Source organism: Cardiobacterium sp. (genome assembly GCF_057314735.1).
The window spans coordinates 1-21,468 of the sequence record NZ_DBHKZK010000065.1; the positions used below are offsets into that span (position 1 = coordinate 1).

Genomic DNA, 21,468 nt, shown 5'->3' on the forward strand with positions numbered 1-21,468 from the left:
CGTTGCTTTTTGTTTGCCCGCCGTTTATCAGCATACATTTTAGGACACCACCCATACACCAACCCCGCTATCCTGTATGTAAACTGCCGCCAATGTTGTCTCGGCGGTGGGGCAGCCCCACCCTACAGGTTCTGCGGACGGAGCTGGTCGGCGCAGGCGCTGCAACCGTCCCTACGAAAACCATTTACATACACATCGAGCGCTCAGGTGTATGTAAACGGATTGCTGAACAAACAGCGGGGGTATTGTCAGTAATGTTACCCCCTCCCCATCCCTCCCCCGCTGCGGACACTGGCGCATCCTGCAGGGGAGGGGGTTGATTGGCGGCAGGCGCTGCAACCGTCGCCGAAACCCGCACCGATACGCCCCCTCCCCCGCAGGGCGAAGCCCGCAGCGGGGGAGGGTTGAGGTGGGGGTAGCGATATTTGTCGCTACACCAAGAGCGGATTGAAATACCGCCCGTTTACATACACCAACCCCGCTACCCTGTATGTAAACTGCCGCCATTGTTGTCCCGGCGGTGGGGCAAGCCCCACCCTACAAGTTCTGCGGACGGGCTGGTCGGCGCAGGCGCTGTAACCGCCGCCGAAACCCGCAGCGAAGCGCAGCCCGCCACGACACGGGCGGTTACGCTGCGCTAACCGCCCCTACGGGAACCATTTACATACACTTACATCAAAACCACCACACCCACCCCGAAAAACACAGCCATGAAAACCCTGCGCCGCTTCCTCCGCCTCATCGCCCCGTACTGGTTCACCCGCCACAACCGCACTGCCTGGGCGCTGCTCGCCGCCGACACCGCCTGCACCCTCATCCTCATCCTCATCGGTGTCTGGATCGTGCGCTGGGACAAGCGCTTCTACGACGCCCTGCACGACATGAACGGCAGCATCCTGCCCGCGCTGGTCGTCGAATACCTCGGCTATCTCGGCCTCGTCGTCGCCTGGGCGAACGCGGGCGAATGGCTGCGCAAGCGCCTCATCATCCACTGGCGCGAGCAGATGAGCGAGCAGTTCCAGCGCGACTGGCTGGCTGATCACAAACACTACCGCCTGCAACTCTCTGGCGAGCCGGACAACCCCGACCAGCGCATCGCCGAAGACATCGCCCTGCTCGCCGAAAAAAGCCTGGAACTGCTGCGCTCCTTCATCTCAAAAAGCGTCACCCTCGCCACCTACCTCACCATCCTCTACGAACTCTCCGGCGAGCAGACCCTCACCCTCGGCGGGTACGAATTCACCATCCACGGCTACCTCATCTGGATTGCGCTCGCCTACTCGGCACTCACCACCTGGCTGGGGCACCTCGTCGGCAACAAACTGCAAACGCTGAACGTCGAGCGCCAACATTTTGAGGCGGACTACCGCGCGACCCTGTTGCGCATCCGCGACCACAGCGAACAAATCGCCCTCTACCGGGGCGCACCCGCTGAACAGGCGCGGCTGACGCAGCGCTTTGCCCAAATCAAAAACAACTGGCGCGCGCTTATCGACCGCGAATACTGGTTCGGGATGTTTTACGCCAGCTACGTCCGCATCAGCATCTTCATCCCCATCTTCGCCACCCTGCCGATGTATCTCGCGAAAAAACTCAGCTTCGGCGACATCATGCAGACCCGCGCCGCCTTCGCCCGCGTGCAGGACGGCTTCGGTTGGTTCCTCGACGTCTATAAACAACTCATCGTCTGGGCGGCGGTAGTGGAGCGCCTCGCCCGCTTCCAGGAAGCGCTCGAACAACTGCCCGCGACCAAAGCACCCGAAAGCAGCGGCGACACGCTGCGCGCGGAAAACCTGAGCCTTGCCACCGCCGACGGTAGGGCGCTCATCAGCGGGCTTAAGCTCAACGCCCGCGCGCCCGGCTGGCTGCTGCTCGACGGCGCGAGCGGCATCGGCAAAACCACGCTGCTGCGGACGCTGGCGGGCATCTGGCCGTATTACCGGGGGCGGTATTACTTGCCCGCGAACGGAGCTGCCCCCTCCCTCGCAGGGCGTAGCCCGCAGCGGGGGAGGGTTGGGGAGGGGGTAAACCAACTAGATGCCATAACCGGATTGCAAATGTACTCTGATTCACATACCTCGCCGCCCAATAGCGCTCCCATCTTAAGCCTCCCGCAACGCCCCTACCTGCCACACGACACCCTGCGCGCCAACCTCTGCTACCCGGCGCGCGACGGCATTGACGACGCCACCCTCATCCGCGCCCTCGAACAAGTCGGCCTCACCCGGCTCGCCGGCGAACTTGACCGCGAAGACGCCTGGGGCAACCGCCTCTCCGGCGGCGAACAACAGCGCTTGAGCCTCGCCCGCGCCCTTATCACCCGCCCGCAAATCCTCTATCTGGACGAGGCGACCAACCAGTTGGACGACGCCGCCGCCAGTACCCTCATCCGCACCCTGCAAGCCGCCCTGCCCGACAGCCTCTGCCTCGCCATCAGCCACCAACCGGCGATCAAGGCGCTGTTCCCGCAGCAGCTTGACCTCAACCGCTACCGCGCCACCGCCCTATAATGACGCTCCCAACCACCACCCACGCCGCAAATGAACCCGCACACCGCCATCCGCCTGCGCCCGCTTGAGCGCGAAGACCTCACCTTTGTCCACCAGCTGGATAACAACGCTAACGTCATGCGCTACTGGTTTGAGGAGCCGTACGAGACCTTCACCGAGCTGACCCACCTTTACGACGAACACATCCACGACCAGCGCGAGCGCCGCTTCGTCATCGAGGCCGATGCCGACAAGGCGGGGTTGGTCGAGCTGGTCGAAATCGACCACGTCCACCGCCGCGCCGAATTTCAGATTATCGTCGCCCCCGATCACCAGGGACGCGGTATCGCCACCCGCGCCACCGCGCTGGCGATGGAATACGGCTTCAGCACGCTGAACCTGTACAAGATTTACCTCATCGTCGATGTCGAAAACACGAGCGCCCGCCATGTGTACGAAAAACTCGGCTTTCAGGCGGAAGGCGTGCTGCGCCACGAATTTTTCGTCAATGGCAGCTACCGCGACGTCACGCGGATGTGCATCTTCCAGCCCGACTGGCTGCGCCGCGCGCGCTGATTGCAAACGGAGTCCCCATGCCCTTCACCCTGTCCCACCCGTTTATCGTCCTGCCGCTGCACCGCTACCGGTTGCTGCATTTCCCCGCGCTGGTCATCGGCGCGATGTCGCCCGATTTCCCCTATTACCTCCACGGTCGCCCCTACCCCGGCGGCCATAGCTGGCCGTCGGTGCTGTATTACGACGTGCCGCTCACCGCGCTGGTTTACCTGCTCTCGCTCGCATTGCTCTCGCCCTGCCTGCGCCGCTACCTGCCTGATTGCCTGAACGCCGCCTACCCGCCGCCTGCCCACTTTTCGCGGCGCTGGCAGACGGTGGTGGTATTCGCCCTCTCCGCCGCCCTCGGCGCGGCGACGCATATCGTGCTGGACGGTTTTACCCACCCGAACGGCTGGTTTGTCCAGCACCTGCCACGACTACAACAACCCGCTGGCGCATTGCCGCTATACCAATGGGTGCAGCACGTCCTCAGCATCGGCGGACTGATGCTGCTCGCCGCATACCAATGGCTGATGGCGCGACACTTCCCGCACCGTTCGCCCTGCGGCGGCGGGCAAAAAATCTGCTTCTGGCTGGGCGTCGTCGCCCTCGGCGTGCTGACAGTGCTGCTGTGGCAACTGCTCCAGCCCGCCACCGCCTTTGCCACCGGCTCCTGGGGACGCCTGACCGACATCAGCGTGCTGTGGACCATTCGCTTCACCGATGCCGTGCTGCTGCTCCTGTGTGCCAGCGGCTTGTGGCTGCGGCTGCGCACGATACAAAAAACCGGAAATTAGCCTTTGCCACCGGTCATCACACCAGGACAACCACCATGCCCAAAGTCTCCATCATCATCCGCAGCAAAGACCGCCTGCCCTTCCTCGCCCGTGCCCTCGCCGACATCGCCGCGCAAACCTGCACCGACTGGCAGGCGCACATCATCAACGATGGTGGCGACGCCGCCGGGATAGACGCGCTGCTGGCCGCCCAGCCCGCCGCCCTGCGCGACAAAACCCGCGCCATTCATCTGCCGCAGAACCTTGGCCGCAGCGGCAGCGCGCAACAGGGACTGGACGCCGCCACCGGCGAATACCTCGCCCTGCACGATGACGATGACACCTGGCACCCCGACTTCCTCGCGCGCACCACCGCCTGGCTCGACGCGCATCCGCAAGCCGCTGCCGTCGCGGTGCGCACCGAAATCATCCACGAAGAAGCCGATGGCAACGGCGGCTGGCGCGAATGCCGGCGCGAGCCGCTGCAACCCGGCATTCACGACCTGTCGCTGCTGGAGCTGCTGGTCATCAACCGCGCCGTACCCATCGGCTGCCTCTACCGCACGGCGGACATCCGCGCCGCAGGCGGTTACAACGCCGCCCTGCCCGTCGTCGAAGACTGGGACCTGCACCTGCGCCTGACCCGGCAAAAAACCTTCGGCCTCATCGAAGGCACGCCGCTCGCCTATTGGCATCACCGCCACGGCGTCGCCGGTGACTGGGGCAATTCCATGCACGACCTCGCCCATGCCCACTGGATTTACGACCGCCGCCTGCGCGACGAGGCCATGCGCGACACCCTGCGCACCGCGCCGCACCTGTTCGGCCTGGCATTGCAAAACGGCCTCCATATGCGCCACACCGACGACCACGTCGCCGGACTGCACGGCCACCTCGAAGACACGCGGGGCGAGCTGCGCCAGCTGCTGCACGAATGCCTGCACAAACAGGACGCACTGCAAGAACAACTGCACCAGCTCACCCGCGAACTCGCCCTGGAACGCGAAGCGGCGGCAGCGGCACGGGCAGCGGCGGAACAGGCGCAACAACAGGCGCAGGCACGGGCAGAACAGGCACAGCACGAACGCGCCGAACTGCTCTCCTTCATCCGCCGCATCAAGCGGCTGCGTTTCTGGAAACGCTGAGCAGCGGTTCAAAATCTCTCCCCTGCAGGGCGAAGCCCGCAGCGGGCGGGTTCCGTGCGTAGGGTGTGTGCCGCAGGCACGCACGCGGTTCCAGCCTTTCCCGCGTGCGTGTCGGCTACGCCGCCATACACGCTACGCACAGCATCCGCCATAGGGTGCGCCTCGGCGCACCATCCGAGCGATGACGCAAAAAACGCCGCATCAAGCGGCGTTTTTTTTATCTCCTTCCTGTCTGAAAAATCCTGTTTACGCCCCCGCCATTTGCACCATCAGCAGCCGTCCGCCCACGCCTTTTTGCAGGAGGATTTGCGCGCCTTCCACCAGTTTGATTTTGCCGCCGGGCGGGATGGCCGTCTTGCCGACGGCGTCGTACATTTCCGGCAGGCGTTCGTTCACCAGCCACCAGTCGCCGTTGTGCTGGACGAAGTAGCCGACCCGTTTGGCGTCTGCCGCAGTCAGTTTTTCGTTAGGGAAGACGCGGTTGTCAGCGTGCCATTTGAACAGCGACTGGCCGCTATAGACCATGATGCGGTGGTTGTCCGGGCGGTAGCTGCCGCCGGGCGCCTGCGAGTAGAGGTTCAGCACCGGCAGTTTGCCGTGGTGTGGCGTGCCGCAGAAGGGGCAGCGCGGGTTTTTGCTGTTGTCGAAGGCGTACCATTTTTGCTCGCACTGCGGGTTTTCGCAGGGCTGGAGCAAATCCACGGTTTTCACCAGCGCGTGTTCCCATTCGTCGGCGGTCGGCCGCGCCTGCGGGTTGTGCAGTCCTTCGATGAAGGCGCGTTCAAAGAGGCGGCTGATGTAGGGGCCGCAGAGGGTGTAGGGCGTTTTCGCGGTGTCTTTCCACGGCAGTTCGCTCGGTTTGAGTTGCGCCACTTTGATGCGGTTACTCGCGTCTTTGGGGTGCTCGACAAAGAGCGCCTGGCTGCCCATGCTCAGTTCTTCGTCGCGCTGGCTGTCGTTGGGGTCGTGGATTTTGTCGCCGCGCAACGGATGGCGGTAGAGCAGGTACATATAGATGAGCACGGCGAGCGCGTGCAGATCAGTGGTGCGCGACGGCAGTTTGCGCTTGGGGTCGTTGCGGTCGAGGTGCGCGGTGGCAACGACTTCGGGGGCGATGAAGTCCGGCGTGCCGACGACGGTCGGCGGGTGCTTGCCGGGGACGACGAGACCGTCGATGTCTATCAGGCAGGCCTGGCCGGTGGTGGGGTCAATCAGGCAGTTTTTGTAACCCAGATCGCTGTGCGATAGGCCTGCCATGTGCATCCGCCGCACCGCGCGGGCGAGCATGATGCAGACTTTGAGGTGGCGCATCCAGTCGCCCAGCTCGCGCGGGTCGAGGAATTTGTTGCGGTTGTTGGCGCTGGCGAACCATTTGCCGTCCTTGTCCTTGCCCTTGATGTTGAGCATATCGTTGTTGCGGCTGCCGTATTCAAAGAAGAAGCAGCTGCGGTAGAAGGGGACGACGACGCCGAGGCGGCCTTCGTGCTCAACGACGGCGGTCGGCCAGCAGTAGAGGTTTTTCAGGTATTCGCCGCCTTCCTGGTTGAAGATACGTTCGCGATATTGGCCGGTGATCATTTCCAGGCGTTCGCGCGTCGCCGGGTCGGCTTTTTCGCGGAAGAAGGCGACGACGTAGTCGCGGTCGGGCGAGAATTTGACGTCTTTCATGCCGCCCTGCGCTTTGACTTCATCGACGAAGCGGACGGTTTCGCCGTTGCTGGCGGTGAGGGTGATGATGTTTTGGCTCATGGTTTTTTGTTCAGAGGGTTGGATGCGGTTAGGGGTTGCGGGCGGCTGATTTTAGCCAGCGGAAATAGCAATGAACGGCAAAGGAAAGCGCCATGCCGCCACCAAGCCAGCCGAAATGGTCGCGGTAAACCGCGAGCGTCAGCCCGCCATAGACCAGAAGGGGCGAGACGAAGTAGTCGATAGCGTCGAGGGTCGTGCGGCTGCGGCGAGCAAGCCAGCGGTGCAGCGGGTAGAGAACGGCGCAAGTGGCGATGGCGGCAAGAATCAGGATTGGTGTGTTCATGGCAATTGCTGGGTGAATGGTTTACATACAGGGTAGCGACTAAGGTGTATGTAAATGAGAGCGCCATGTCAGGGTGATGTTCATCGTGAGCTGTTGCCACGCAGTTGCGCGCGTACCTGCATCAGCGCGAAGCCGAGCAGGTTTTCGCCCAGCCATTGCAGCGGGGCGGCAGCGCGCGGGTCGCTGGCTGCCAGGCCGATGCCCCAGATGCGGTCTTGCGGGCTGGCTTCGACGAGGATTTTGTCGCCGGTGTTGAGCAGGAAGGTTTGCAGCGCCGGATTTTGGCTGAATTTGCCGAGGTTGCCGGCGCAGACGATGTCAAAGCGCGCCGCCTGCCAGGTGGCATCATCGAAGTTTGCCACTGCCCGCCCCAGCGCTTTTGCCTTGCCGGGCGAGTCGCTGGCGATGATGGTGGCAAAGGCAACGCGGTCGGCAAAGCGCGCGGCTTTTTGCGCCATCATGTAGTGTTCGGCGGTGGCATAGCGCACGCCGTCCAGGGTAAAGGGCGCCGGATACCATTGGCTCAGCACGGCTTTATCCACTTCGCCCGCGCGCACCGGGGTGTGTCCCCAGAAGAACAGGTATTTGAGCTTTTGTTTTTGCCGGCAGGCGGTTTGCAGCTCGGTGAGGTTGCGGTAGGGCATGGGGTTCCTTTTTTATTTTTAAATAATATGACTTGCCGATTTTTATCGAATTATTCTTTCTTTACCAGTTTTTATTTATAGGGTGCGTAATTAGAAAAACTGTCATAACCGGGATGGTAATAACCACGTCTGCCGCCATCGCAAATGGCAATGCTACCGCTTTGATAGGTGTCATTTTTGGGTCTTCTGTGAGTTCGGCTATTATTTTTACGGGCAGCACTCTTCTTAATTGCTGCTGCGGTATATTTTCTTGCGGACTCTTATATAAACCACCATCCATTTCAAAACAGCGATGCCATGCTTTGCTATCTGGCAGTACGGTAAATCCCATCTCTTTTAACCGTGTTTTTTCGTTGTCGCTAACGGTGTAATAGCGCAGGCAAAGTGAAATTTCAAAAGGACTATCACTACCAACTCGTGCAACATTGTAGGGCAATTGAAGTTCCAAATAATCTTTGGTTATCAAGCCAGATTCATCGGTAAATTGAAATTGTTCTTTCCAGGGTTCTGTTAGCACTTTGTGCAATATTTCTATATTTTCCTGGTTAGATTTTGGCACTGACCTAATGATGAACCAGTATTTTTTACCCTGCATAATCAGGCTGCCTTTTTGGACGGTTGGCAACTCTTTGGCAACTTCGGCAAAGGCAATGATTTCATCATTTTCTATTTCTTCATGGATCTGCTTACCTTCGCCAATAAGCGCTGAAGTAATCATGCACCCCGTCAATAGCAGCGTTGTCATAACGGTAGCGGCGAGCATTAATAGTTTTTTGCGCATGGTGGTTGTCCTCTTTTGCGTGTATTTAGGGCAGATGGCAAGCCGTTTTCAGCGTGTTATCCGGTGAGCAGATGCGCTCGCCACGGTATGCGCCGATGCGTTCCAGCACGCCGCCGTTTTTTTCGATAACGCGCCTAGATGCCAGGTTGTCCGGGCTACAGGTGAGCAGCAATTCGCGCAGGCCGAGGGCGTCGCTTTTGCGCAGGGCAAGGGCGAGCATTTGTGTGGCGTAGCTGCGGTTCCAGCAGGCAGGGTGGACGGAGTAGCCGATGTGGCCGCCATAATGGCGCAGGAAGTCGTTGAGTTCGTGGCGGAGGTTGATGATGCCAACTAGGTGTTCGTCGTCCCAGCCGAGCCAGGTGCTGTCGGCGACTTTGGCGACACCGTTTGGCAATAGTGTGCCAGCGGGTGCTTCATGAAAGGCGAGCCAACTGGCGACATCGGGGAAGAGGTCAAGCGTCGCGCCGTGTAGGGGCAGGCCGGCGTCATGCACGGCGCGGCGGTAGTCTTCGATGGCAGCGCTATCGGCGGCGGTGGGTTTGCGCAGGGTAAGCATGGGAGCGCTGTTCATGTTTGTGTCTCGCCGGCGGCGGGCAGGAAGAAGGCGATGGTGCGGTCGTCGTGGTTGCCGCGCGACCAGAAGCCGAGCCAGTCATGCAGCGCCGCTTTGGGCTCTGCGGCGGCAAGCGGCGCTTGCAGCTCGTCCCAGAGTGCCTGCCAGCGCTGCGGGTTTTCGAGTGCCGCGTCGGTTTCAAATTTGGGGTCGGAGACGCCGTCGGTCATCAGGATGACGGTCGGCGCGGCTGCGGTTTCGATGGTGCGGATGCGGCGCTGGATGTCATCCGGCTGGAGTTGGGCGGCGGTGAGGAATTGGGTTTCACCGGAGTAAGCACCGCTGTCGGCGACACCGAGCAGGTGCAGCGCGCCGTTTTCGGGATGCCACAAGGCGGCCGCGCCGTCGCCGACCTGGTAGCCCGCACTGTACCAGCCGCCGCCTGCAAGTGGCAGGGTGAGGGCGATGAGCAGGGTGCAGGAGAGCGCTTTTTCGGCGATGCCCGCCTGCTGGGCGGCGGTTTTGTGCGCGCTGACGGCGGCGTGCAGGGCGTTGGCGATGAGGTTGTCGGCGATTTGTTTGCGGGTGGCGCTGTCGGCGTGCGCCAGTTTGTGGTGCGGTTTGCCGGGGTCGTCGAGCAGGGCGAGGATGATGTCGGCGGCGGCATTTACCGCCAGTTGTGAGCCGTAGCGCGCATGGCTGGCGCTGCCCGCACCGTCGGCGACGATGAGCAGGTGGACGCCGCTGGCGTCGTGGCTGGCGAGGCGGTAGTCGTCGTCGCAGTAGCTGCCAACGTGGGCATGGGAGCGGCCACGCACGCGCGCGGCAAGCAGGCGCCCCCGTGGCGTGTCTTGCAGGGTCTCAATGCTGTCTGGCTTGGCGAAGGGGGCACTTTGGTCGGAGGGTTTGTCTTGCCACAGGCTTTTCGGGTCGGGGTTGATGTGCAGCGGTTGGATGATGTCGTGCTGTTTGCCGTCGTGGCTGATGGTGATGGTAAGCATGATGTCGCCGCTGGTGGTGGGCGTGCCGTGGATGCGGCGTGTCTCGCCGTCCCAGGCGAGACCACATTCTTGTGCGAAGGCGATGTTGAGAACGGGCGCGTCGGGCGACAGCTCGCGTTCGTAGTGCTGGCCTTCGTTGGCGGGCGGCAGCGGCGAGAGGCTGATGCGCGGCGGTTGTGCCGGGGCGGGTGTGGGGGTGTGCGACGGGAGGGGCATGGCGGGTTCGGGGTTGTCAGTAGGTGGTTCGGTGGTGTTTTCTGCGGCTGTTTGCGGTTGCGGGGTTTCGCTGGCGGGGGCAGGAGGGGTGGCAATGCGGGTTTCTTCGCTGTCGAAGAAGGCAATGCCGTCGCTTGGCGCGCCGTGGCTGGCGGTAGGGGCAGTTGCCGTGACGGCAGGCGATTCAAGTGGTTTTTCTGTAACAGGAGTGCTGTCGCTGGTGGCGGCAGGCGGGATGGCGGCGGTTTCTGCTTCGTTATCGGAGAAAGCGGTGTCGCTTGGCGGGGGAGTATCCGCTTTGTCGACGCTGTCCAGTTTTTTGAGTAATGCGTCGCGCTGTTCCGGTGTCAGCACCGGGATGCAGACGATTTCATCGCCTTCGCGTTCTGCCAGCGGGTGAATACCGCGCCCGTCCGGGTCGTAATCGTAGCCGCGGATGTCGCCACCGCTAGTGCCAAATTGCGCGCGAATTTCGGCTTCGCTGAGGAAAGGGACGAAGACGATTTCATCTTCGTCATCCACAGGGGCGCCATCGGGGACGCTATCGTCCTGCAGGGCTTGTTCCAGCGCAGCGGCGAGCTGTGGGTGGGTGTGGATGAAGTGTTGCAAGCGGGTGTCGTCGGCAAGCAGTGCGCCGAGGAGGGTTTTGAGGTTCATGGTTTTTCGGGTGTTGGATGATGGCTTTGTGGCAGGCGGTCAAAGGCTGCGGCGGGAAATCCGGTTTATAACAGAAACAGCCTGAGAATCTCCCTCCCCCGCAGGGCGAAGCCTGCAGCGGGCGGGCATCCATTCAAAATGCGTCCGCATTTTGAATGGGACCCTGGGGAGGGGCGGGGTGGGGGTAAGCGATATTGTTGATGAATTAAAATTTCAGTTTTTCAATTGTTTGCTGCCCTCACCCCAGCCCTCTCTCGCTACGCGAGCAATGCTTGTCCTACAGGGAGAGGGAGCATATCAGCGGCTTACCTTGCTTCCTTTCACTACACAGAGCTTGAATTTGGGTTATTTCAAGTTTATTCCACTATACATTCAGGATAGCGGGGTTGGTGTATGTAAATGGAAGGGTTGCTGCATGAATACGGGCTATGCGAACTAACCCCTCCCCACAGGGGGAGGGGGGATTGTGGTAGCGGGGAATGCGGGTTATCCCGCCGGGAGGGGAAATCGCGGCGGTGGTTCACGGGGCGTCATCCCAAATCGCTTTCATGTCGTACCAGGTCGCGCCGCCGTGTTCGGAGTTGGCAACGCCGTGGTTGGTGAAGCCGTGGCTTTCATACCACGGGATGAGGTGCTCCTTGCAGGTGAGGATGACGCCGCGTCTGCCGCGTGCGCGCATGGTGGCAAGGTAGTGTTGCAGCAGTTTGCCGGCGATGCCCTGGCCGCGGTATGCGGGCAGGACGACGAGGCCGAAGACGGCGGCGTAGGCGCCATTGGGCTGGTGCAGGGTGGCGTCGTGGTAGTAGGCGTCGGGCAGGTCAGGGACGTCGGAGATGCAGCCGTTGATGAAGCCGACGGCCTTGCCGTCCGCTTCAGCGACGAAGAATTGTTCGGGGAAGACGCGCAGGCGGGCACTGATGCTTTCGGGGCTGGCCGCCTCGGCGGGCGGGAACCCGGCGGCTTCGATGGCGGCGAGGGTCGCGGCTTCATCAGCACGGGCGGTGCGGATGGTGATGTCTGTCATGGGAGTTCCTTGTTGGTGGTTGTCAGCGGGAGGCGTGTAGGGTGGGGGAATTCGGTTTATAGCCATCCTCACAAAGCCCTATACAGCATTGCACCGCTTCGCCGTACTAATACTGTCTTCGGCGGCGAGCCTTGTACAGAACTTTGTGAGTATCACTATACATACTATACATACAGGATAGCGAGGTTAGTTTATGTAAATGGAAAGGTCGCTGCATCAACTTCGAGGTATGCAAGCTAACCCCGCCCCATCCCCCGCAGCACTACTGTCCGGAATAAAACCGGGTGCCCACAAAAAGGGTTGCAGGCTCCCTTGCGTAAAAAAACATCACACCCTTCATCACCTTCGCGCAAAGCCTGATGCAAAGTGCCGACAGTAGTGCTGCGCAGCGGGGGTAGGGGCAGCAAACCATCCACGTCAGCGACTGCATCCAAAACAAATAGTAAACCGCCCCTAAATTGCTAACAAAAAAGATTCGTCAAAATCTTTCTGCAGGCGGAATGCCTTGCCATGAACATCAATACAGGCGTGCCATTCCTTGCATTGTGCCAGCGGGGCGTGCTCCGTTAAAGACTGGCATTCACGGCGCATCGCTTCATAATTGCCGAAATTGCCCAAATCCAGCCGCCGAAACAGGCGCAGCGCATATTGATCGGCAATAAAGACTTTACGGTTGAAAATATAGAGCAGCATTGAATCGGCGGTTTCCGCACCAATACCCTTGATGGCGAGCAATTCGCGTCGCAATTCATCATCGGGAATACCATCGCAGGCAGCCAGATTGAAATCCAGACGCGCGAACCATACCATCAGGTTTTTCAGATAGCGCGCCTTTTGCCGGTAAAAACCGGCCGGACGAATCAACATTTCCAGTTCGGATAACGCTACCTGATGCAACCACGGCGCATTCAGCCGGGCTTCCAGATTCGCCAGCGCCTTTTCCGCATTCGCCTGGGTGGTTTGCTGGATAAGGATGGTCGCAACCCAGTCAAGCAGGCGGTTTTCATGCTCCCACCAGTGTTGGGCGCCATGGTGGGCAACCAGCGCATTGAGTACGGCGAGGCGACGCTCATGCAATGAAAGGGAAGATACGGTCATATGTTTTATGTTTCAGAAAAATGGCAGGCGCGATATTTTACGCAATTTCTGTCAGCTCTGGCGACGACTCGCACCTTTCCCGCCCGTCGCAAAATCTCTAAAATAGGCTCCGCTTGCAGTGTATGAACAGCATAAACTGAAAGATCTGAAAAGAATATTTGCCTGATTTTCCAACTGCTCCTCATGAAAAACATGAAAATATCCCTCTATCACGGCAGCAATGCCGAAGTGCGCCAGCCCGAAATCCTGCCGCGTTTGCGCGCGCTGGATTTCGGCGCAGGATTCTATTTAACCAGCGATCAGGAGCAGGCGATACGCTGGGCAAGGCTGGTCGCCCGCCGTCGCGGCACAGCACAAGCCATACTCAACCGCTATCTTTTTAATACGGCGTAGAATTCCCGACTGCGCGTCAAACATTTCCATGAAGCGGGCGAAGACTGGCTCGAATTTGTCGTTGCCAACCGCTGTGCCCTGCCCGTTGCCGCTTATGATTTGATTGTCGGCCCGGTTGCCAATGATGCCACCCTGCCGGTTATTGATGACTATATCGACGGCAGATATACCCGGGAAGAAGCCATCCGGCGGTTATTGCCACAGCGATTGACCGACCAATATGCTTTTCTCACCCCTGACGCCCTGGCATTTCTTGAATTTGACGGGAGTGAAATTTTATGAACAAGGTAAGCGCGAGGACGCTCGATTACTTTGACCGTGCCGTTATCAGCGAAATCATCGCCAAATACGGACTGCCCGAACAGGAGGCCTTCAGAAGGTTCATCCAGTCAAAAACCTATCAAATGCTTGCCGATGCGGAGCTGGCCTTTGACAAAGGCAGCCCGCTGATTGTTTTTGATATGTGGGAATGCGAGCAGATTACCGGCGACCCTGCCAATTCTCTTTACATCCGCGCGGAATACTGAAATGACGACAGCCACGCTTTCCCAAGAAATGCAATTCTTCATTTATCTGATAGAGCGCTATGCCGAAGCGAAAGATACCACGGCCAATCGGGTGCTGGAGCAATGGGACAAACTGAACCTGACCCGTTTCATTTTCGATCTCTACGGCATTTATCATATTGAGCGTCTGGAAAATGCCTTTGCCGATATTGACCGGCTAATGGCCGAGCGGCAGAGCGAATGCCCGTCCCATTAAAAAACAGGGCGGACAAAACCGCCTGAAGGCAGCGGGCGCGCGTATAATGCGCGCCTTTTTCGCAGGATGAATGGATGGAACAGCAGGTATTGGTTTTTGGCGAGCCGGTGGCGCAGTTGCCGAAGGATTTGTTTATTCCGCCGGATGCGCTCAGGGTATTGTTGGAGACGTTTTCCGGGCCGCTGGATGTGCTGGTTTATTTGATCCGCAAGCAGCATTTTGATGTGCTGGATATTCCGGTGGCGCTGATTACCGGGCAATATCTTGCTTATCTGGAGGTGATGGAGCAGCTCGATATGGGGCTGGCGGCGGAGTATTTGTTGATGGCGGCGACGCTGGCCGAGATTAAGGCGCGGATGCTCCTGCCACGGCCACCGCTGCCGGATGCGGAGACGGAGGAGGCGCCCGACCCGCGTGCGGCGCTGGCGGAGCAGTTGTTGCGCTATGTGCAGACGGGCAAGGCGGCGGAGGCGCTGGCGGCGTTACCCCGTGTCGGTGCCGGGACGGCGCTGTCGGCGCACGTGCCGCCCGCGGCGGCACAACCGCTGGTGAAACCGCCGGCGGATGCGGCGAAGCTGGCGGAGATGTTGCGCAAGTTGTGGCTGCGGCATGATTTGCGCCGCGCGCATGAGGTCGAGAGCGAGGAGTTTTCGCTGACCGAGCGGATGGACGCGATGCAGGCGAGTTTGCGTCGCCATGACGGCTGGCAGTCGCTGGCGTCATTCTGTCATGCGGGCGAGGGGCGCGGCGGGCTGGTGATTTCTCTGATGGCGATGCTGGAGCTGGATCGCTCGCAGTTGCTGGAATGGCAGCAACCGGCGCTGTTTGCCCCGGTTAGTGTGCGCCTGCGCGGCGGGTGAGTGTAGTCATGAAAAAAGCGCCTGTTTGGCGCTTTTTTTGTGGCGGCCGGTCAGGGAATGTGCGCTTCCAGCACGAAGCGACTGCCGCTGTCTTCGCCGCAGAGGGTTTGCAGCGCGGGCAGCACGGTTTCCAGTTCGGCGGGCAGGGTGTACGGCGGGTTGATGAGGAACATTCCGCTGCCGTGCATCCCGTGCGCGCCGCTTGCCGCGCGGATGTGCAGCTCGGCGCGCAGGTAGTTGTCGCCAAACTGGCGCGTGAGCTCAACAGGGAACTGGCGGCTTTCCGCGCGCGGCAGGCAGGGATACCAAATGAGATAGCTGCCGCTGGCGAAGCGTTTGTGCGCGGCGGCGAGGGTGGCGAGGGTGGTCTGGTAGTCGCTTTTTTGTTCGTAGGGCGGGTCGATGAGGATGATGGCGCGGCGGCTCGCGGGCGGCAGCAGCGCTATCAGCCCGGCGAAGCCGTCGGCGCGCTGGAGGCGCAGGCGGCGACCGAGGCGCAGCGGGCGCAGGTTTTCATCCAGCGCGGCGTAGTCTGTCGGGTGCAGCTCAAAGAGGTGCAGTTTGCCGGGAGCGGGCAGGAGGCAGGCGGCAATCCAGGCGGAGCCGGGGTAGGCGTCCGGCGCGGGTTGCCATTCGCGCATTTGTTCGCGCCAGGCGGCAAGCGGTGCGGGCAGGTCGGCGGCGGCGTGCAGGCGGGCGATGCCGCTGTGGTATTCGCGGTTTTTTTGGGCATGGGCGGCGCCCAGGTCGTAGTATCCGGCGCCGGCGTGGGTGTCGATGTAGTCGTAAGGCTTGGGTTTTTCGTTGTAATAGGCGAGGGTGCGGGCGAGCAGGTAGTGTTTGAGCAGGTCGGCGTGGTTGCCGGCGTGGTAGGCGTGGCGGTAGCTGAGCATGGTTCAGATGTGTGGCGGGCTGTCCGGTGCTGGAGCATGAATGTAAAAATGGTGCGCCGGGGCGCACCGTGTGAGGTTTTGCTGCGCGGTCAGCTTGTGCCAATCCGCCCGCTTTGGTAGGCGGTAATCACCACGTCTGCCGCCTGCCGGGCGAAGATGCCGTTGGTGACCACGCCGGGGATGTTGTTAATCGCTTCTTCCAGTTTGTACGGTTCGGCGATTTCGAGGTGATGCACGTCGAGAATCCAGTTGCCGTTGTCGGTGACGACGTCTTCGCGCCAGCGCGGTTCGCCGCCCAGTTTGACCAGTTCGCGCGCGACGAAGCTGCGCGCCATCGGGATGACTTCCACCGGCAGCGGGAAGCGCCCCAGCACCGGAACGTGTTTGCTTTCATCGACGATGCAGACGAATTTGGCCGAGCAGGCGGCGACGATTTTTTCGCGGGTCAGTGCCGCGCCGCCGCCCTTGATCATCGCCTTGTGCGGGTTGATTTCGTCGCAGCCATCGACGTACACGTCAATGCGGCCGACGCTGTTCAAATCGCTGACGCGGTAGCCGAATGCTTCGAGGCGGCGCGTGCTTTCGTCCGAGGCGGTGACGATGTCGGCGAACTGCATTTTTGCCGCGCCAAGCGCCTCGATGAAGCAATTGACCGTCGAGCCGCTGCCGACCCCCAATGTAATGCCGTCTTCGATATAATGCAGCGCCGCTTTGGCCGCCAGCATTTTCAGGGCGTTTTGGTCCATTTGTTACCTCTTTATTAAGGAATTTCACGCATGCAGCATTATATCGAGAAAATTTTTACCGCTCCGGTTTATGACGTGGCGACCAAGACGCCGCTGGACGCGATGCCGCGCCTCTCCGACCGGATCGGACACAATGTTCTCTGCAAGCGCGAAGACCTGCAACCGGTGTTTTCCTTCAAACTGCGCGGCGCCTATACCAAGATGTACCGCTTGAGCGAAGCCGAACGCGCGCGCGGCGTGATTTGCGCCTCTGCGGGCAACCACGCCCAAGGCGTCGCCCTTTCTGCCAACCGCTTGGGGATGCGCGCGGTGATCGTCATGCCCGTCACCACGCCGCAAATCAAGATTGACGCGGTGCGCCGTCTGGGCGGGGCGCAGGTGGAAATTGTCCTGCATGGCGACTTCTACGACGCCGCCTCGCAGCACGCGCGCGAACTGCAAGAAGCGCACGGCTACACCTACATTCACCCGTTTGACGACCCGGACGTCATCGCCGGGCAAGGCACCATCGCGCTGGAAATCCTGACGCAGCACCCGCACCACATTGACGCCATTTTCGTTCCCTGCGGCGGTGGCGGCCTGCTCGCGGGCATCGCCGTGCTGGTGAAAGCACTACGGCCGGACATCAAAGTCATCGGCGTTGAGCCGGAAGACGCCGCCTCAATGACCACTGCGGTGCGCGGCGGCAAGCGGCAGACGCTCGACCAGGTCGGCATCTTCGCCGACGGCGTCGCGGTGAAAATGCCGGGCGAGCTGACCTTTGAACTCATCAAACAGCACGTCGATGACTTCATCACCGTCAGCACCGACGAAATCTGCGCGGCGATGAAAGACCTCTTTGACGACACCCGCGCCATCGCCGAACCCTCCGGCGCGGTCGCCGCCGCCGGCAGCAAAAAATGGGCGGCGCAACAAAGCGCGAAAAACCTGACGCTGATTAACATCGTCTCCGGCGCCAACATGAACTTCGACCGCCTGCGCTACGTCGCCGAGCGCACCGAAATCGGCGAACAGCGCGAAGGCCTGCTCGCCGTCACCATCCCGGAAATCCCCGGCACCTTCCTCAACTTCTGCACCCTGCTTGGTACGCACAACGTCACCGAATTCAGCTACCGCTACCAAAGCGCGGCGCGGGCGCAAATCTTCGTCGGCGTCGAACTGAGCGGCGGTCGCGCCCAGCTGGATGCCATCATCGAAAAACTGCGCGCGCACGGCTACGACACCGAAAACCTGACCGACAACGAACTCGCCAAATCCCACCTGCGCTACATGATTGGCGGCGCGAGCGCGGCGATGGCCGATGAGCGCATCTTCCGCTTCGGCTTCCCGGAACGCCCCGGCGCGCTGCTGCACTTCCTGCAAACCCTCGGTACGAAAAACAACATCAGCCTCTTCCACTACCGTAACCACGGCAGCGACTATGGCCGCGTCCTTGCAGGGATTCAGAGCGACGACCCGGCACAACTGGAAGCGCACCTGGCCGCCATCGGCTACGACTACAGCGAAGAAACCGACAACAGCGCCTACCAGCGCTTCATGAAAATCGGCTGAGCCGCGCACAGCAAAAGGGCTGCAATGCAGCCCTTTTTTCATGCCACCGCGAACGGATCGGCACCGGCCTCGCGTTGCCAAACATATTCACAGCGATGGGCGATGGCTTCCGCCTGCGCGCTGCCGTAGCGGTCGGCGATAAAACCGAGCGCCATGTCCATCCCCGCCGAGACGCCAGAGGCGGTATAAAAGCGGTTCGCCCGCACCCAGCGCGCCTTGCCCTGCCATTGCACCTGCGGGAAAGTGTCGCGCACCCAGGCGAAGGCGGCCTTGTTGGAAGTGGCGGGCAGTTCGTCAAGCAGGCCGGTCGCCGCCAGCAGCGCCGCGCCGGTGCAGACGGTGAGACACCAGGCGCTTTGCGCCGCCCAGTCCGCCAGCGCGGCGATGAAGGCGGCATCGGCGACCAGCGTGCGCGTTGCCATGCCGCCCGGCACGAGCAGGATGCTGCCGGAGCGCAGGCTGTCCAGCTTGTCGGTGGCGACGGCAAAGCCCTGTGCGCTGTCAATCAGCCCGCCGCTATGCGAGACAAAATGCAGGCGCACATCCGGCAGGCGCGAGAGCAACTCCACTGGCCCCATCAGATCAAGCGTCTGGTAGCCGGGGAAAAGCAGGCAATAGATGTGGGTCGTGGTCATGGAAAACTCCTGAAAAGGGGGACGCCATTATGCGCTGTGGGGGCGTTTGGCGCGAGGGATTGCCCATCCGCTTCCCGCCCTCTGCGGGCCGGTACCAGCCCCCAAATCCACACCATCCACAAATGTTAGAGCGGTATAAATTTCGTCCGATTTCTGTTGAAACTTGTGCTTTTTATCCGTCCATAGCCGTCCTATAATGTGCATACGTTGTGGGAATCTGTGGCTTTTCGCACAAAATCCACACTTCCCCAACCACGGCGTGTTCGCACTGCGGCGCGCAGAACATTCAGAATCAGGAGTAAAACTATGAAATGGTTGAAATTCACCAAACTGGCCGCCGCCGTTGCCGCCGGTTCTCTCTTGGCCGTACACGCCAACGCTGCCGGGCGTCTCGTCGTCTATTGCAGCGCCACCAACGCCATGTGCGAAAACGCGGTGCAGCAATTCTCAAAAAAATACGACGTCAAGGCATCCTTCATCCGCAACGGCTCCGGCAGCACCTTCGCCAAGGTTGAAGCGGAAAAAAACAACCCGCAGGCAGACGTCTGGTACGGCGGCACCTTCGACCCGCAATCACAAGCCGGTGAACTCGGCCTGCTTGAGCCCTACCAATCGCCCAACCTGCAGCAAATCACCGAGCGTTTCCGCGATCCGGGCAAGGTCAAGGGCAACGCCACCTCCGCCATTTATATGGGCATCCTCGGCTTTGGCGTGAACACCGAGCGCCTGCAAAAACTCGGCATCAAAGACGTGCCGAAATGCTGGAAAGACCTGACCAAGCCGGAATACAAGGGCGAAGTGCAAATTGCCGATCCGCAAAGCGCCGGTACCGCCTACACCGCGCTTGCCACCTTCGTCCAGCTTTGGGGCGAAGACGAAGCCTTCAACTATTTCAAACAGTTGCACCCGAACATCTCGCAATACACCAAATCCGGCGTCACGCCATCGCGCAACGCCGCGCGTGGCGAAACGGCGATTGGCATCGGCTTCCTCCACGACTACACTCTGGAAAAAAACAAGGGCGCACCGCTGGAATTGGTCGTGCCGTGCGAAGGCACCGGCTATGAGCTGGGCGGCGTCAGCATCCTCAAGGGCGCGCGCAACCTCGACAACGCCAAGCTGTTCGTCGATTGGGCGCTGTCCAAAGAAGGGCAGGAATCTGCGTGGCAACACGGCGAATCGCTGCAAATCCTCACCAACACCACCGCCGAACAGGCGCCGAACACGCCCGACCCGGCACAGCTGAAACTGATTGACTACGACTTTGCCAAATACGGCTCTGCCGCCGAACGCAAACGCCTCATCGACAAATGGGTGGAAACGGTAAAACTGGCCAAATAAGAAAAAGCGAATGTAGGGGCGGTTAGACGCTTGCGTCGTAACCGCCCGATAGTTGTAGGGTGGGTCTTGACCCACCGCCACGCATAAATCATTTCATGGTGGGGCAAGCCCCACCCTACATGACTACAATTGCCTATAAGGAAAAACCATGAAATCCGCTCACACCGCATTAACCCTCGCCGTATTGGCAGGACTCACTTCTTTTGCTGCACACGCCGCTGCCGAAGGCCGCCTCGTCGTCTATTGCAGCGCGCAAAATACCATGTGCGAACAGGAAACCCTCGCCTTTGAAAAAAAATACGGCATCAAGACCAGTTTTATCCGTGGCGGCACCGGCAGCATTCTCGCCAAAATTGATGCGGAAAAAGACAATCCGCAAGGCGATGTCTGGTATGGCGGCACGCTTGACCCGCATTCACAGGCGGGCGAAATGGGATTACTTGAACCCTACAAATCACCCAATCTGCAATACATTCCCGATTCATTAAAAGACCCGGCGAAACGCAAGGGCAATTATTCCTCCGCCATTTATCTCGGCATTCTCGGCTTTGGCGTCAATACCGAGCGGCTGGCGAAACTCAATTTGCCCGTGCCCAAATGCTGGAAAGATTTGATTGACCCGAAATACAAAAACGAAATTCAGGCCGCCGACCCGCAAAGCTCCGGCACCGCTTACACGCAGATTGCGACATTCATTCAATTATGGGGCGAAGACGAAGCCTTCAAATACCTGAAGGAACTGAACAAAAACGTCTCGCAATATACCAAGTCCGGCAATACCGCAACGCGCAATACCGCACGCGGCGAGGCATCCATCGGCATTGGCTTTTTGCATGAACATTCGCTAGAGCGGGAAAAAGGCGCACCGGTGGAACTGGTCGTGCCCTGCGAAGGCACCGGTTATGAAATCGGCGGAGTGAGCGTAATTAAAGGCGCGCGCAATCCTGAAAATGCAAAATTGTTTGTCGATTGGGCATTGTCGAAAGAAGCGCAGGAATTGTCATGGCAGAAAGGGGAAACGCACCAAATTCTGACCAATAGCGAAGCGAAAATGTCGCCGTATTCACTCGATTTCAAATCCGTCAATTTGATTAACTATGATTTTGACAAATATGGTGCGAGCGATTTGCGCAAGCGCATCATCAAGAAATGGGTGGATGAGGTCAAATTGGCGAAATAACATTGGATCTCCCTCCCCCTGTGGGGGAGGGGAAGGGGTGGGGGCAGCAGACACATCGCGTCAGCAACAAACCCCACATATTATTTACATACACTTGAGCGCTCGATGTGTATGTAAACGTGAGTTTGCAATGACA

At 60.1% G+C, this 21,468-nt stretch carries 21 protein-coding genes and 1 pseudogene; 11 read left to right on the forward strand and 11 right to left on the reverse strand.

The window, feature by feature from the left end:
- The first annotated feature begins 710 nt into the window (after window positions 1-710).
- Genes ACO54Z_RS09540 through ACO54Z_RS09555 form a run of 4 tightly spaced genes read left to right on the forward strand, consistent with a single transcriptional unit; the run spans window position 711 to window position 4,965 of the window.
- Window positions 711-2,510, forward strand: coding sequence for an ABC transporter ATP-binding protein/permease (locus ACO54Z_RS09540; RefSeq protein ID WP_485996797.1), 1,800 nt, complete (start codon window positions 711-713; stop codon window positions 2,508-2,510).
- Window positions 2,511-2,540: 30 nt separating this feature from the next.
- Window positions 2,541-3,065: a spermidine N1-acetyltransferase gene (speG, locus tag ACO54Z_RS09545; protein ID WP_298079048.1), complete on the forward strand. Its 525-nt coding sequence runs from the start codon at window positions 2,541-2,543 to the stop codon at window positions 3,063-3,065.
- A 17-nt stretch (window positions 3,066-3,082) separates the two neighbouring features.
- The gene (locus ACO54Z_RS09550) at window positions 3,083-3,841 is read left to right on the forward strand and encodes a DUF4184 family protein (RefSeq protein WP_485996798.1); all 759 of its coding nucleotides are present in this window, start codon (window positions 3,083-3,085) and stop codon (window positions 3,839-3,841) included.
- A 35-nt stretch (window positions 3,842-3,876) separates the two neighbouring features.
- Entirely contained in the window at window positions 3,877-4,965 is a 1,089-nt protein-coding gene (locus tag ACO54Z_RS09555; protein ID WP_485996799.1) for a glycosyltransferase family 2 protein, read from the forward strand.
- 246 nt (window positions 4,966-5,211) lie between these two features.
- On the opposite strand, the gene ACO54Z_RS09560 is transcribed toward ACO54Z_RS09555, so the two are convergent.
- The 8 genes from ACO54Z_RS09560 to ACO54Z_RS09595 all read right to left on the reverse strand — a co-directional run bounded on the left by ACO54Z_RS09560 (window position 5,212) and on the right by ACO54Z_RS09595 (window position 12,971).
- A complete protein-coding gene (locus ACO54Z_RS09560; RefSeq protein WP_485996800.1) occupies window positions 5,212-6,714 on the reverse strand; it encodes a protein kinase domain-containing protein in 1,503 nt (500 codons plus the stop codon).
- Window positions 6,715-6,742: 28 nt separating this feature from the next.
- Window positions 6,743-6,997, reverse strand: a complete 255-nt coding sequence (locus tag ACO54Z_RS09565) for a hypothetical protein (RefSeq protein WP_298079830.1) — start codon at window positions 6,995-6,997, stop codon at window positions 6,743-6,745.
- Between the two features lie 80 nt (window positions 6,998-7,077).
- Window positions 7,078-7,641 (reverse strand): riboflavin biosynthesis intermediates N-glycosidase, encoded by a 564-nt coding sequence (gene ybiA / locus ACO54Z_RS09570; protein WP_485996801.1) that lies wholly within the window; start codon window positions 7,639-7,641, stop codon window positions 7,078-7,080.
- A gap of 61 nt (window positions 7,642-7,702) precedes the next feature.
- On the reverse strand, window positions 7,703-8,422 hold the full coding sequence (locus ACO54Z_RS09575) for a hypothetical protein (protein WP_485996802.1): 720 nt from the start codon (window positions 8,420-8,422) through the stop codon (window positions 7,703-7,705).
- Between the two features lie 25 nt (window positions 8,423-8,447).
- Window positions 8,448-8,993 carry a GNAT family N-acetyltransferase gene (locus ACO54Z_RS09580; protein WP_485996803.1) on the reverse strand — a complete coding sequence of 182 codons (546 nt, stop codon included), beginning with the start codon at window positions 8,991-8,993 and terminating at the stop codon, window positions 8,448-8,450.
- On the reverse strand, window positions 8,990-10,849 hold the full coding sequence (locus tag ACO54Z_RS09585) for a PP2C family serine/threonine-protein phosphatase (RefSeq protein WP_485996804.1): 1,860 nt from the start codon (window positions 10,847-10,849) through the stop codon (window positions 8,990-8,992). The genes ACO54Z_RS09580 and ACO54Z_RS09585 overlap by 4 nt, the downstream gene beginning before the upstream one ends.
- Window positions 10,850-11,369: 520 nt before the next feature.
- Window positions 11,370-11,873 carry a GNAT family N-acetyltransferase gene (locus tag ACO54Z_RS09590; RefSeq protein ID WP_485996805.1) on the reverse strand — a complete coding sequence of 168 codons (504 nt, stop codon included), beginning with the start codon at window positions 11,871-11,873 and terminating at the stop codon, window positions 11,370-11,372.
- Between the two features lie 453 nt (window positions 11,874-12,326).
- A complete protein-coding gene (locus tag ACO54Z_RS09595; protein WP_298079848.1) occupies window positions 12,327-12,971 on the reverse strand; it encodes an endonuclease III domain-containing protein in 645 nt (214 codons plus the stop codon).
- A gap of 192 nt (window positions 12,972-13,163) precedes the next feature.
- Here ACO54Z_RS09595 and ACO54Z_RS09600 point away from each other — a divergent pair.
- From ACO54Z_RS09600 to ACO54Z_RS09615, 4 genes and pseudogenes are all read left to right on the forward strand, one after another.
- Window positions 13,164-13,646: pseudogene (locus ACO54Z_RS09600) on the forward strand (DUF3990 domain-containing protein).
- Window positions 13,643-13,891: a hypothetical protein gene (locus tag ACO54Z_RS09605; protein ID WP_298079846.1), complete on the forward strand. Its 249-nt coding sequence runs from the start codon at window positions 13,643-13,645 to the stop codon at window positions 13,889-13,891. The pseudogene ACO54Z_RS09600 and the gene ACO54Z_RS09605 overlap by 4 nt, the downstream one beginning before the upstream one ends.
- Before the next feature lies 1 nt (window position 13,892).
- Complete coding sequence (locus ACO54Z_RS09610) at window positions 13,893-14,126, forward strand: DUF3791 domain-containing protein (protein WP_485996806.1); 234 nt, start codon at window positions 13,893-13,895, stop codon at window positions 14,124-14,126.
- A gap of 74 nt (window positions 14,127-14,200) precedes the next feature.
- Complete coding sequence (locus tag ACO54Z_RS09615) at window positions 14,201-14,986, forward strand: segregation and condensation protein A (RefSeq protein WP_485996807.1); 786 nt, start codon at window positions 14,201-14,203, stop codon at window positions 14,984-14,986.
- A 50-nt stretch (window positions 14,987-15,036) separates the two neighbouring features.
- On the opposite strand, the gene ACO54Z_RS09620 is transcribed toward ACO54Z_RS09615, so the two are convergent.
- Both ACO54Z_RS09620 and rpiA read right to left on the reverse strand, forming a co-directional pair.
- Window positions 15,037-15,879 carry a 23S rRNA (adenine(2030)-N(6))-methyltransferase RlmJ gene (locus ACO54Z_RS09620; protein WP_485996808.1) on the reverse strand — a complete coding sequence of 281 codons (843 nt, stop codon included), beginning with the start codon at window positions 15,877-15,879 and terminating at the stop codon, window positions 15,037-15,039.
- Between the two features lie 89 nt (window positions 15,880-15,968).
- Window positions 15,969-16,625 carry a ribose-5-phosphate isomerase RpiA gene (gene rpiA / locus ACO54Z_RS09625; protein ID WP_485996809.1) on the reverse strand — a complete coding sequence of 219 codons (657 nt, stop codon included), beginning with the start codon at window positions 16,623-16,625 and terminating at the stop codon, window positions 15,969-15,971.
- 30 nt (window positions 16,626-16,655) lie between these two features.
- Between rpiA and ilvA the strand changes: the two genes are divergently transcribed.
- Complete coding sequence (gene ilvA / locus ACO54Z_RS09630; protein WP_485996810.1) at window positions 16,656-18,176, forward strand: threonine ammonia-lyase, biosynthetic; 1,521 nt, start codon at window positions 16,656-16,658, stop codon at window positions 18,174-18,176.
- Window positions 18,177-18,214: 38 nt separating this feature from the next.
- On the opposite strand, the gene ACO54Z_RS09635 is transcribed toward ilvA, so the two are convergent.
- The gene (locus ACO54Z_RS09635; RefSeq protein ID WP_485996811.1) at window positions 18,215-18,811 is read right to left on the reverse strand and encodes a DJ-1/PfpI family protein; all 597 of its coding nucleotides are present in this window, start codon (window positions 18,809-18,811) and stop codon (window positions 18,215-18,217) included.
- A gap of 306 nt (window positions 18,812-19,117) precedes the next feature.
- On the opposite strand from ACO54Z_RS09635, the gene ACO54Z_RS09640 reads away from it, so the two are divergent.
- Together ACO54Z_RS09640 and ACO54Z_RS09645 are read left to right on the forward strand one after the other, a co-directional pair.
- The gene (locus ACO54Z_RS09640) at window positions 19,118-20,152 is read left to right on the forward strand and encodes an ABC transporter substrate-binding protein (RefSeq protein ID WP_485996812.1); all 1,035 of its coding nucleotides are present in this window, start codon (window positions 19,118-19,120) and stop codon (window positions 20,150-20,152) included.
- Window positions 20,153-20,300: 148 nt separating this feature from the next.
- A complete protein-coding gene (locus tag ACO54Z_RS09645; protein WP_485996813.1) occupies window positions 20,301-21,332 on the forward strand; it encodes an ABC transporter substrate-binding protein in 1,032 nt (343 codons plus the stop codon).
- The last annotated feature ends 136 nt before the right edge of the window (window positions 21,333-21,468 follow it).